This window comes from Acinetobacter sp. ANC 5414 (assembly GCF_013004295.1).
Lineage (GTDB): Bacteria > Pseudomonadota > Gammaproteobacteria > Pseudomonadales > Moraxellaceae > Acinetobacter.
Genome location: NZ_JABERM010000011.1, coordinates 24,827 through 37,204 on the forward strand (window position 1 = coordinate 24,827; position 12,378 = coordinate 37,204).

A 12,378-nucleotide genomic window follows, 5' to 3' on the forward strand; every position below is an offset into this window, starting at 1 on the left:
CCATGATGGAATGGTTACAAATATTGTTACCTGCATGGACCATGGGAACACTACTGGTGTTTCTGACTGCTCCGCTGGGTTGTTTAATGTTATGGCGCCGGATGTCTTTTTTTGCGGACACCATGGCACACGGTACTTTACTGGGTGTTGCGATTGCCGGTGCTTTAAGCCTCCCACTTTGGTTAGGCGTGACCTTTTTGGCATTCTTGTTGGTCGGTATTTTATGGGTCCTGCATGACCCTCGCCTGCCCAATGATGCTTTGCTGGCACTCTGTTCAGCCACCTTACTCTGTTCAGGCTTATTGTTTATCCAGCATATTCCAAGTTTAAGACCCGAACTGCTCAGCTATCTTTTTGGTGATCTGCTACAAATTTCATGGTCCGATCTCCCCATGTTTGCTTTTGTGATTATTGCCGCTTTAGCTGTGCTGTATAAAAACTGGCAAGCGCAGATTCAAATTGCAATTGACCCCGATATGGCAATAAGTGAAGGCGTGAATGCCAAATGGCAACGTCTGGTGTTTATGTTGTTATTGGCACTCTTTACCGTGTTGGCTTTACGTGCGGTAGGTTCATTGTTGATGGGTGCTTTACTGGTCATTCCGGCATTAACTGCACGACTTCTGGCAAACTCACCTAAACAGATGGTGGTTTGGGCTTTTGTGATTGCTCAAATCGGGATTAGTGTAGGTTTATGGTCAAGTGCAGGTTTAGATACATCGACAGGCTTAACGATTGTGCTCACCATGGCGATTTTGTTTGCAGTGATTTTTACAGTGCAGAAAGTGAAGAAGCTGGCTTAGTCTTTCCTTTATATATCTATCATTCTTTTAAGATGCATTTATTTTCTAATAACCTCTCCTTAATAAGGAGAGGCAAAATAATCTTGACTGATTACTGATGTACCAAGCTAAGTAATCCCGCTGCACAGCTAAACAACACTGCAAAAGTCCGGTTCATATATTTTTGCTGTTTGGGTGATCGCAGCAATCTTAAAACTTTGGCTGCAAGCCCTGTATAACCCGCCATCACGATCAGATCAATCGTGACCATGGTTACCGCCATAATCAGATATTGAATCCATTGTGGTTTGGATAAATCCAAAAACTGCGGCAGCACTGCAAGTAAAAACACGATGGCTTTGGGATTACTCATATTGACCAAGAAACCATATAGAACCAATTTAGGGATCGATTTATTCGGTTGTTCGTGTTGAATCTCAATCGATTGCGTTGGTGCAGTCCACTGCAAATAAGCCAAATACAATAAATACAACACGCCAAACCATTTCACCACTAGAAAAGCCCATGGTGTAGTCGCAAATAATACCCCTACCCCGGCTGCGACAATCCCGATTTGTACCAACAATGCGAGTTGCAAACCTAAAGCATTCCAGTAGCCACGGCGGAAGCCATAATTCAGACCACTCGACATTGAAGCGATTGCACCTGCACCCGGTGAAATACTGATGACCCAACACGCCAGCATATACGCCAGCCAAACTTGGTAAGACATAAAATACAAGAAGATAGAAAGACCGACTTATTATATGACTTTTCATCTTTCAGAAGCTTTAAAAATCAACGATCAAAATAAAATTTTGGGCTATTCACTCAGGCAGTGATGAGGCACAATAAAGCCAGCCACGTATTTTATAAAAATTGTTAGGAGTCATGTATGACTGCCCAATCTGTAATTTTACCATTACCATCAGATCATGCTCGGTTTATTGTTTTACGTTTAAAAGACTTAACGCTTGATGGGTTAAAAGAAAAACTTGCAGATTTATTTACCACCCGTGATCGTTTAATCACCCAGCATCCAAATGCACAGATTAAAACGGGTGTAGCATTTGGTCCTGAACTTTGGGCAAAACTTTATAATCAAACTCCTGAGGGTTTTAAGCAATTAGAATCCATCCACGGTTCATTTCAAATGACTGTTGTTCCTGCTGATGTTTTAATTCATGTTGCATCTCAACGCACGGACATTTGCTTTGCCTTAAGCCAATCTTTCTTTGAAGGTATTCAAGATAAAGTTGAAGTGTTGGATGAACGGGTATGTTTCCGTAATTTTGACGGTCGTGACCTGACTGGTTTTATTGACGGAACTGAAAACCCACAATTCCCGGATGACCGTGCAGAAGTCGCTTTACTCGGTGAAGATGCTGGCGTTTTCGCTGATGGTTCATTCGTCTTTGCACAACGTTATGCGCATAACTTGGCAAAATGGAAACAATTAAAAGTCGATGCACAAGAAAATGTGATTGGTCGGACTAAATTAGAATCTATTGAACTGGATGACGACGTTAAACCTAAAAATGCCCACATTGCCCGTGTGGTGATAGAAGATGATGAAGGCGAAGAAATGGAAATTTTACGTCACTCTCTTCCTTATGGTGATGGTAAAGGGGACCAAGGTTTATTCTTTATTGCGTATACCAAGAACTTAGAAATTATTGATCATATGTTGCAACACATGTTTGGTACAATTGGCGATGGTATTCATGATCGCCTGCTTCACTTTGTAACTCCAGTTGATGGTGCTTATTACTTTGCACCTAGTGAGGAATTGCTGAAAAAGGTTTTGGAAGGGTGTATTTAACACCTGTTTAATTTTTTACTTTATAAATTTTAAGACTTTAGTTTTTGATTAAAGTCTTTTTTACTTTATAATTACAGTCCATATAAGTCAAATTATGATCATTAATAAACTACCTACCGCAATTTTTGTATAAGTAATTCTGGATATAATCACATTTAATAATTCCCCCCCTTTATACTTAAACTTCAGTACTGAAACAAAAGTTTGATTTCCAGAAATTATCGAATTGTATCTCCTTACCTCCTTTAACCTCTAAAATTAGCATATTATTTATAATTTACTTCAAGCCATTCTTTTATAAATTGTATCTCCTTACCTCCTTTAACCTCTAAAATTAGCATATTATTTATAATTTACTTCAAGCCATTCTTTTATAGATGCAATATTTTTATATTTATAAAAAACTTGACCCTCCGATTGCCCCTCAAAACCTTCTGAATTTTCACCAAGTATATTTGTTACATCTCTTATTGAAAAATTATTTTTATTTCCAATAATTTGATAAAGATTAACTTTATAAATATTTCCCTCTAACTGGGGAGTACAGCAATAGTATGCTCTATGAAGTGTTATTAAAATTGGAGGCTTTTGGGTCTTTGCCTTGTATACGCTTACTGCTAGAAGTTCAGGAGATTCTTTAGCCGCAAAATCAGCAAATTCATTTAAAAAAATTCTTTTATTTGAATTTCCTAAAAAATTTTTTAAATAGATACCTTCACTTGTACTACAAGAATAACTATATAGTTTATAATTATTTTTTTCAAAAATTCTTAAATTAATAATTTCACTTTGGGTACAATATTTTTTTGCAAATAAATTCTGAGAAAAAAAAGAATTTAGTATACTTAAAAAAATAATTAATGATTTTTTTTTCATTATATAGTCCTACTCCCACTAAATTAAATAAAAATTTTATAAGCATGGATAAAATGCTGACGACGAGCAGCATATGAATCTGTAGCTTTATTGATTATCTTAGTAATAGTATCCACTTGTACTCCCTCCGCTCCTTTATCAGCTACATCATATAACTTATATTTTAGCCAAAAGCGAATAGCAGATCTTACAGCATATTTAGGCTTTTCGATTAATTCTGGATTTTTTACAAAATCCACTTTTTCATCTGCCCATATAATTGAATACATATTAGTTAAATCTTGGTAATTAGACTTACCTGTTAACTGTTTTAATCCTCGTCCTAAATATTTCCAACCATCGCCCGGAGAGGTATTACCTAATTTATATTTTTCTCCTCTATAATTATCATCATACATACGGTTAGCAATTACTTCTCCATTTGCAGGTCCTTTGCCTTTTTTATATCCATCTATATATGCATCTTTATGATGTGTTCTATAGTATCCGATTTGTTTTAATGCTGCTGCCCCCATATATTCAACTTGTTCTCTTAATGAAAATGAAGACCCTACTTCTTGTCTAACTTGAGCCATAAAATGAGCTTGTCTTAATCTAGTATCTAGCTTATAGCCAATTAGATCTCTATTTAATTCATCTAAAATAGGCTTCATTTTTTCAGGATCAGCTTTGGGCCACATTTTTTGCATTTGATTCATAGTTATAAGTATATTTGCTCTTATCTGTTTAGTAATATTCGGTTCATTTTTCGCTGTTCTACCGATTGTTACATCCACATCTAAATGCAACTTAACTGAACTTTCATTTATTCTTTTTGGCAAATAGTCTACAGATTTTAGCGGGCTACCATCAGGTTTATATAGTGTTATCTTCAACCACTTTCCAATATAACCTCGAACCGCAAGCTTTCCATTTGAAGTAGTAATTATATTTTTTTCTTTACTATCTAGAGCCCATATTTCAACATTTGTTTTTTCTACAATATAATTATTATCATTTCTATCTAGAAGCGTTATTGTCGATAAAGTTTTAAAATTATCATATGGTTCATCTAATTTAATAAGAACTGGTTGTTGTGAACCATTGCCAGAATTTACAGATTTTTTTAGAACAAATTTATCACTCGATGTCAGAACTAAAATTTCTATGTCTCTATTTGGAGAAGATTCTATTTCTACAAGTCCTTCTTCATTAGTAGAACGTTCAAAAGATTTTTTCCCTTTAGGACGTGATTGTATAGGAAAATTAGTCATCACTTTTCCATTACTATCAACCACCTTAAAAAAATTCTTTACTGTTTTACTCTGAGGAATTTTTATATTTTCTTTTCGATATTCTTCAATAGTTTTTGGTAAACAAACTTTTATTGGATGAGTAGTGGATGAAATGACGGACGAATTAATCGTTTTAAAAACCATATAATCGTTAGCATTTGGAGGCTTGACCAAAATTTCGATTGTTCTATTAGAAGATGCCTGAAAGATGAAAAAACCCTTTCCATCTGTCTTTTGCTGGTTTTCTCTGGTTGATCCATGATAACGAGACTTTACATTTAGATTAATAATGTGTTGACCAGATTTATCATAGAATTTAGAAAAAATTGTGACTAGATTACTCATTAATCAAAATCCTCTTCTGTATAAACTTCATCATCTTCTAAAATTTCTTCTTCTATTTCTTCTATTAACTCATCACAATTATTGTTTGATATTTCCTGACTTAAATAAGTATTTAAAGAATTAAATCCCAAGGCTGTAAATTCTGTTTGTTGTGGAGTATAGAATCTTAAGGAACTCATGTTTTTTTCGCTATCTAGCTCATTTCTAATATTTTTAATTAATTTTCCATCTAATTTATCAACAACAAAAATTTCCTTTTCACCCTCTGAAAAACTATTCCAGCTGTAATCCATTTGATTACTATAAGGCGTTTCCAGTATTGGCAGACTTGTCTGAGGCATAACTACCTTCCCCCCTCCCATAAAACTATGCTGCCCCGCCTTACTCTCAAACTTGCCACCAGTCGTAGTAAAGATACCTTCACTATTAATTTTTAACTGCGAACCACCAGCAGTCAGTACAATCTCTTTAGGGCTAATCATTTCAATTTTATCTTCGGTAGAAATCAGCTTAATCACCTTGCGAGCAATGACTTCAATGGCATCATCCTGTGCTTGTAATTCAACCTTTCCTTTTCCTGCATATAACTTTGCTCCTTCTTGTACTGCAAAAAGACTAATTTTCTGACTTGCATGCGCAATCAAAGACTTTTGTGTGCTGAAGTTAATACTCTCCCCCGCACTATGGTTAATCTGTTGATCTGCTGAAATATGAATATCTTGATTTGTCGTAAGGGCAATCGAATCAGGCGCAGCCAATAGCATTAAAGACTGTTTAAAGCTATCCGCTTGCTCTTTTTCCCCACTTTCAATGTGCTCAAGAAAAGCCTTCAAATTTTCTAAAACATCTAACGGATCTGTCAGCTGATTTTTTGCGATTTGACTCAATACTTCAGAATTATTCAGACTTGATTGCAGTTGAGTTCTTGCTTCATTTGTACTGAGATGATGACCATTGGCTTGATCTTGAGGATATGTCGAAATTAGTAGTCCCTTACCTGCTCGAACAGCACCGTACTGATCTGTCCTTAACTCAAACCCTTCACCACGCCCATCACTGATTTCTTTATCTTTAGGATGGCTCAAATTTCCTAAATTCAGCTGACTGGTACCATGACTGCTCTGCAATTGGGTACTGATCTGTCCGGTGGTGTCATCAAAACGGAGCTGGTTAAAGCCTGCTCCAGCCACTTCTTGTGAACGAATACCGCTTAACTTTTTGGTATCCGGCAACTGACCTTTAATATCAAACCTGGTTTGATGGCGTTCAGCTTCATGAATACGTCCCACCACGAAAGGCCGGTCAACATCACCTTCAAAGAAGTCGATCACCACAATTTCACCAATTCGAGGATGGAATCGTGCGCCATAACCTTCGCCTGCCCAAGGGGTCAACACATCAACCCAGGCTGAATCGGTATCGTTGTCATTACTCCCCGCACCGCCATCGTGATCATGGTCGTCCGCACGAGTAAACATGAAGCGGACTTTGATGCGTCCCCATGCATCCACAAAAATGGTTTCACCTTCAGGTCCAACGACTTTGGCTCGTTGTGGATAGGCCGCAGGTCGATGCATTAAAGGACTATATTCAGGCATCACGGGAACATTACGACGTACTACATACAGCTCATTGGCTTGTCGTTCATCGCCTTGGTGGTGCCAACGGCTTAAAGTTAATAAGGCATCTAGCTGGCGGAGAATATCTTTCGGTAAATTATTTTGGTTATAAAAAGCTTTTCCCAAAATCAGAAATTCTTTATCTGAACCTGAATGCAGATCAATTTCTGGATGATCGATTAATTCAAACCAATACCCCACCTGTGCATCACGTACACTGCTATTGGCGGTGAAGAATTTGGCCTGCAAATCTTGGTATCGGGACAACTGCTGATTGAGTTTTTCTAATTGCTTACGACCTGAAACCGTAGTCTGATCCGCACCGGTTAAATCTGATGTCCATGCCGGGCTGATCGTCCAAGCCTGCTCCAAGCTTAAGATTTCATTGTCTTGCAACTCACTATGTTGATGAGTACTAAACAGACTATTAGCTTGATCTTGCGATAGGCTGTTGGCTTGCCAACGCTGGATCTGAATTGCGGTGGACTGCAAAGAGCGTTCGGCAATAAAACTGGTGATGCTATCCAAGCGTTCTGTGGCATGACTGCGATGAAATCGGATTGATCTTCTGTTTAACCCACTATATTGATGATTCTCATCAATTAAACGTAGTTTCTGCGGCTGAATCGTAAAGGAGGAAACTGCAACTCGGTATTCAGACTCATCAATCAGCCAGTTAATGCCTTCACTGCGCCAGAGTCGTGTGAGAAATTCATAATCCGTTTCATTGGATTGCATCACAAAAGGACGGACATCGTATTCCCGGGTTAAGCCTTGCGTATTTAGACTCAAGCTGGCGGCAAATAAGGCACTTTTACTTTGCCATTCTTTAAACAGGATTTCACTGATATCACGCACGCTTTTGTTCATAAACACACGACTATTCCGGCGCTTGTGCCAGAGTGCGGTCGCATCTTCAATGGTGAGTTTATACAGCGTTAATGCCCCATCACTTTGACCTTGGCTAGCTCCCGTCACCACACCTGTGATTCGTGAGAGTTCACCTAAATCAGTGACTTGATCGACAGCGACTCGCCCGCCAATAAATTGTTTCAGCGGAATATACGCGTTGGTCGACAAGCAAATCAGTTCAGCCTTGAAGCCATGATTAATGCGATGTTGTCCTTCAATTCTTTGAATAAAGACCTGAGGATTGAGCAATTCGTTGGAAAAATATAAATGCAGGGCGCGTTTTTGCAAACTTAAGCCCATAGCTTCAATCACAGCATGGATAGTGTTTAACATAATAATTTATTATTTTTAAGGATATTATTTTAATAAGTGGCTGCATTCTAGGAAATGTTGTTTTTTTAGTCTAGTGAGTTTTTTGTTAATTTTATGAAAAAGCTGCATTCACTTAAATGGATTAGATGAGGTTAAAAATGCAGAGATTAAATTAGACTTTTATTTTTCAGTTCCTGTGTTGCTGCTACACTGAAAAGAATAACAATATTCAAGAGTTCGGGTCATGATTAACCTCCATTCCAAACTGCCTGCACAAGGGGTGACTATTTTCAGTGTGATGACTGCAATGGCACATCGCCTGAATGCGTTAAATCTCTCTCAAGGTTTTCCCGATTTTGCAGCCCCTCCTGCGCTGTTAAAAGCTTTAAGCCAAGCTGCTTTGGATGGCTTTAATCAATATGCGCCAAGTGATGGACTGATTTCGCTACGCGAACAATTGGCACATCAATTTTTAAAACGCGATCAACTGGTGATTGATCCCGTCACGGAAATCACCATTACCCCAGGGGCAACCATCGGAATTTTTTGTACGATTCAGGCACTCATTCATGCCGGTGATGAAGTCATTATTTTTGACCCCAGCTACGACAGTTATGGCCCAAGTGTGCAACTGGTGGGTGGCAAAGCCATTCATATTCCTCTGGTTGCACCCGAGTTTTCTGTGAACTGGAATCAGGTCAAAGATGCCATCAACGACAAGACCCGAATGATCATTGTGAATACTCCCCACAACCCTAGCGGTGCAATTTGGTCACATCAGGACTGGTTAAATTTAATTGAACTGATTCGTGACAAGAATATTGTAGTGCTGTCCGATGAAGTCTATGAACATCTGGTTTTTGATGGTCAAAAGCACTATTCGGCGCTGTCTTTCCCTGAATTGCGTGACCGCAGCATTGTGGTCGGTTCCTTTGGTAAAACCTTTCATGTCACGGGCTGGAAAACCGGGTACTGTATCGCATCGCCTGAACTGATGAAACTATTTAGGCAGGTTTATCAATTTGTCAGTTTTTGCGGTGTCACTCCAATACAGATGGCACTGGCGACTTTTATGCAACAGCATCCTGAACATATTGAACAACTTGCCGACTTTTATCAGGATAAACGTGATCTGTTTAATTCAGGCATTCGCAACTCACGCTTTTATTTTACCCCGTCACAAGGGACTTATTTCCAGAACCTAAATTACAGTGCCATTCGCCCCGATTTAAACGATGTCGAGATGTGTAAATTTCTCGCTGAGCATCATGGCATTGTGGCGATTCCTGTTTCCGTTTTTTATCAGCAAGCGCCCGAAAATTTACGTTTAATCCGTTTTTGTTTTGCCAAAAAAGATGAAACCTTAGAACAGGCATCTGCCATTTTATCTGCTGTTTAAGTTGATGATGTATTCGTAAGTTTAAGCCTCAGTTACCTAAAAGCTAAGGCTATTTTAAGCTAATTCAGCTAGGGTTAGCTTAAATCTGAAAATGATAAAAATATTTTTACAGGACGTTCCATGCCCCATCATCAATCACTGCTCGATCAACAAAACTTATGGAAAACATTTTTAGTTTTTCTGTGGCCGTTGATTGCGACCAATATTTTGCAGAACCTTTCAGGAACGATTAATACCATTTTTGTCGGGCAAATGATGGGGGTGAATGCGATTGCAGCAGTGGCTGTATTCTTCCCGATTTTGTTCTGTCTGTTGGCTTTTGTAATTGGCCTTTCAGCAGGTGCAACCGTATTGATTGGACAAGCCTGGGGGGCGAAAAATATTGAAAAAGTCCGTTTTGTCGTCGGTTCGACCCTGTTTATGACTTTAATTGGCGGCAGTATTATTGCCCTGTTCGGGGTGCTTTTTGCTGAACATATTTTGCTAGCCTTAGGCACAGATCCAGATGTCATGCATCTGTCATTGCCTTATGTACAATGGATGCTGGCCGGCAGTCCCTTGCTGTTTATTTATATTATTTATACTTCAATTTTACGCGGTGTCGGTGACAGTACCACCCCGCTGATTGCATCCGGCATGACTATTCTGATTGGCGTACTGATTACCCCTGTGCTGATTGCGGGGTATTTTGGCTTTCCGAAAATGGGCATTGTTGCACCTGCCATTGCCACCATTGTCGGTTACCTTGCGGTACTGATCTTTTTAGCCGTATATTTAAATAAAAAAGATCATCCACTTAAGCCTGACCGTCATCTGCTCAGTCATATTCGCCATCAACGTGAACTTAGTATAATCATTCTGCGTTTGGGCATTCCAACTGGGGTTCAAATGGTGACGACATCCGTTGCAGGATTAGTCATTGTCGGCTTGGTGAATCGTTATGGTTCGCATGCAACTGCAGCCTATGGGGCAGTTAATCAGGTGCTGAACTATATTCAATTTCCCGCTCTGTCTATTTCTATTGCTGCTTCCATTTTTGCCGCTCAAGCGATTGGTGCAGGAAAATCAGAACTCCTGAACAAAGTCACGCGTACCGCACTGGGTATGAATATCGTCATTACCGGTGGACTGGTGGCTTTGGCTTATCTGTTCTCAAAATATCTGATGGCACTGTTTATCACCGACCCGACGGTGGTTGTACTAGGGCAGCAACTTTTATTTATTGTATTGTGGTCGATTATCTTTTTTGGTGCGAGTGCCATTTTTGCTTCAATCATGCGTGCCAGTGGTACGGTGACTGTTCCCATGATCATTAATATTGCTGCCATTATTGGCATTGAAGTGCCGTGCGCCTATTTGTTCAGCCAATGGTGGGGCTTGCAAGGCATCTGGTATGCGTATGCCTTGGCCTTTGTCTGCTTATGTATTCTTCAAGGTCTGTATTATCAATTAGTCTGGAAGAAAAAAACCGTTAAGGCATTAATTTAAAAATAAATTAAACAATCACTGTTCTTTGCAAAAGCCACTGCAAAAGGCGGATTGATACGATCCATTTCCTTATCCCATATAGCTGATAAGGATTTAATTTTATCGTATTTTCCAAGCTTCTGATTCCTTGTTATAACCATGTGAAAATGAATGATTACAACAGGGTATGACCATGTCGAAACGACAAATTAAACTGGGTGCTTTTATTCCCACCACCTCTCAGCACGCAGCAGGCTGGCGTCACCCGCAGTCTCGTCCACAAGATCATTTAAGCATTGATTACGCGATTGAACTGGCGAAAACTGCCGAAAAAGGGTTATTCGATGCCTATTTTCTTGCCGATGGCTTATCGGTGAATTGGAGTCATGGTGCTTCCAAAAACAAGCAAAGTATTGGTTATAGCGACAAGGTGGTTGGTTTTGAACCGGTAACATTATTTGCGGCTATTTCAGCAGTGACCAAACACATTGGTTTTATTGCCACCGCATCAACCACTTATGAAGAACCTTACCTTTTGGCACGTAAATATGCCTCTTTAGATCATATCTCTAAAGGGCGTGCCGCATGGAACGTGGTCACCACCATTTCAGCCGATACGGCACGAAACTTTGGTTTTACTGCCCATCCAGATGCAAAAGTCCGTTATGAACGTGCCGATGAATTTATTGAAGTGATGCAAAAACTCTGGGATTCCTGGGAAGATGATACCTTCATTTATAATAAAGAAAGCGGTCAATTCTTTGATGCAACCAAGCAGCATGAACCGCGACATACAGGCAAATATTTTAATGTACAAGGTTCACTGAATGTCCCTCGTCCGCCGCAAGGCTATCCGGTGATTGTCCAAGCGGGTCAGTCGGAAGATGGTCGTGAACTGGCAGCAAAATATGCCGAAGTCATTTTCACTGCACAACAAAGTTTGGATGATGCACAAGCCTTCTACCGTGATGTCAAAGCACGTTTAAGTAGATACGGTCGCCATGCCGATGACTTAAAAATCATGCCGGGCGTATCCATTTTCGTGGCAAAAACCGAACAAGAAGCCCAAGAAAAATATCAGTTGTTAAACAGCCTGATTCACCCAGATGTCGGTTTAGGCTTACTTTCTGGTTTGGCTGGTCATATTGATCTTTCAAAATTTGATCTGGATGCACCATTCCCGAAACTGGAAGAAGCCGACATCAACTTCTCTAGCCGTCAGCAAATGATGATTGAGATTGCACAAAAACATAACTTCAGCATCCGCCAGCTGTATGAATATATTGCCTCGGCACGCGGTCACTGGACGCTCATTGGTACACCGGAACAGGTGGTGGATCAGTTGCAAAACTGGTTTGAAAATGAAGCAGCAGATGGCTTCAATGTATTGCCACCGTCGACTCCAGCAGGTCTGAATGATTTTGTGGAGTTTATTGTGCCTGAACTGCAACGTCGTGGCCTGTTCCGCACTGAATATGAAGGAAGCACTTTGCGTGAAAATCTGGGTTTAAAACGTCCTGAAAACCAATATGTTCTGGTACAACAACAAGCGCAGGCATCTTAATCCAAG

At 39.6% G+C, this 12,378-nt stretch carries 9 protein-coding genes; 5 read left to right on the forward strand and 4 right to left on the reverse strand.

Annotated elements, in window-relative coordinates:
• Positions 1 to 2 precede the first annotated feature (2 nt).
• Positions 3 to 803 (forward strand): zinc ABC transporter permease subunit ZnuB, encoded by an 801-nt coding sequence (gene znuB / locus HLH18_RS07705; protein ID WP_171546367.1) that lies wholly within the window; start codon positions 3 to 5, stop codon positions 801 to 803.
• 91 nt (positions 804 to 894) lie between these two features.
• Here the strand turns inward: znuB and HLH18_RS07710 are convergent, their stop codons facing one another.
• Positions 895 to 1,515, reverse strand: coding sequence for a LysE family transporter (locus tag HLH18_RS07710; RefSeq protein ID WP_171546368.1), 621 nt, complete (start codon positions 1,513 to 1,515; stop codon positions 895 to 897).
• 162 nt (positions 1,516 to 1,677) lie between these two features.
• Between HLH18_RS07710 and HLH18_RS07715 the strand changes: the two genes are divergently transcribed.
• Positions 1,678 to 2,604, forward strand: a complete 927-nt coding sequence (locus HLH18_RS07715; protein ID WP_171546369.1) for a Dyp-type peroxidase — start codon at positions 1,678 to 1,680, stop codon at positions 2,602 to 2,604.
• 342 nt (positions 2,605 to 2,946) lie between these two features.
• Here HLH18_RS07715 and HLH18_RS07720 read toward each other — a convergent pair whose 3' ends face one another.
• The 3 genes from HLH18_RS07720 to HLH18_RS07730 are packed head-to-tail and all read right to left on the reverse strand — an operon-like array spanning position 2,947 to position 7,963.
• Positions 2,947 to 3,480, reverse strand: a complete 534-nt coding sequence (locus tag HLH18_RS07720; RefSeq protein WP_171546370.1) for a hypothetical protein — start codon at positions 3,478 to 3,480, stop codon at positions 2,947 to 2,949.
• Positions 3,481 to 3,503: 23 nt separating this feature from the next.
• Positions 3,504 to 5,099, reverse strand: coding sequence for a glycoside hydrolase family 19 protein (locus HLH18_RS07725; protein ID WP_171546371.1), 1,596 nt, complete (start codon positions 5,097 to 5,099; stop codon positions 3,504 to 3,506).
• On the reverse strand, positions 5,099 to 7,963 hold the full coding sequence (locus HLH18_RS07730) for a type VI secretion system Vgr family protein (protein WP_171546372.1): 2,865 nt from the start codon (positions 7,961 to 7,963) through the stop codon (positions 5,099 to 5,101). Before HLH18_RS07730 ends, HLH18_RS07725 begins: the two co-directional genes overlap by 1 nt.
• Before the next feature lie 223 nt (positions 7,964 to 8,186).
• Here HLH18_RS07730 and HLH18_RS07735 point away from each other — a divergent pair, with 223 nt between their 5' ends.
• The 3 genes from HLH18_RS07735 to HLH18_RS07745 all read left to right on the forward strand — a co-directional run bounded on the left by HLH18_RS07735 (position 8,187) and on the right by HLH18_RS07745 (position 12,372).
• Entirely contained in the window at positions 8,187 to 9,341 is a 1,155-nt protein-coding gene (locus HLH18_RS07735) for a methionine aminotransferase (RefSeq protein WP_171546373.1), read from the forward strand.
• Positions 9,342 to 9,461: 120 nt separating this feature from the next.
• Positions 9,462 to 10,829: an MATE family efflux transporter gene (locus HLH18_RS07740; RefSeq protein WP_171546374.1), complete on the forward strand. Its 1,368-nt coding sequence runs from the start codon at positions 9,462 to 9,464 to the stop codon at positions 10,827 to 10,829.
• A 172-nt stretch (positions 10,830 to 11,001) separates the two neighbouring features.
• Positions 11,002 to 12,372: an LLM class flavin-dependent oxidoreductase gene (locus HLH18_RS07745; RefSeq protein WP_171546375.1), complete on the forward strand. Its 1,371-nt coding sequence runs from the start codon at positions 11,002 to 11,004 to the stop codon at positions 12,370 to 12,372.
• Positions 12,373 to 12,378 lie beyond the last annotated feature (6 nt).

Bases quoted from the DNA above. Each gene is read 5' to 3' on its own strand.
- HLH18_RS07735 (WP_171546373.1), top strand. From the start codon at position 8,187: ATGATTAACCTCCATTCCAAACTGCCTGCACAAGGGGTGACTATTTTC.
- HLH18_RS07725 (WP_171546371.1), bottom strand. From the start codon at position 5,099: ATGAGTAATCTAGTCACAATTTTTTCTAAATTCTATGATAAATCTGGT.
- HLH18_RS07740 (WP_171546374.1), top strand. From the start codon at position 9,462: ATGCCCCATCATCAATCACTGCTCGATCAACAAAACTTATGGAAAACA.
- HLH18_RS07720 (WP_171546370.1), bottom strand. From the start codon at position 3,480: ATGAAAAAAAAATCATTAATTATTTTTTTAAGTATACTAAATTCTTTT.
- znuB (WP_171546367.1), top strand. From the start codon at position 3: ATGATGGAATGGTTACAAATATTGTTACCTGCATGGACCATGGGAACA.
- HLH18_RS07730 (WP_171546372.1), bottom strand. From the start codon at position 7,963: ATGTTAAACACTATCCATGCTGTGATTGAAGCTATGGGCTTAAGTTTG.
- HLH18_RS07710 (WP_171546368.1), bottom strand. From the start codon at position 1,515: ATGTCTTACCAAGTTTGGCTGGCGTATATGCTGGCGTGTTGGGTCATC.
- HLH18_RS07715 (WP_171546369.1), top strand. From the start codon at position 1,678: ATGACTGCCCAATCTGTAATTTTACCATTACCATCAGATCATGCTCGG.
- HLH18_RS07745 (WP_171546375.1), top strand. From the start codon at position 11,002: ATGTCGAAACGACAAATTAAACTGGGTGCTTTTATTCCCACCACCTCT.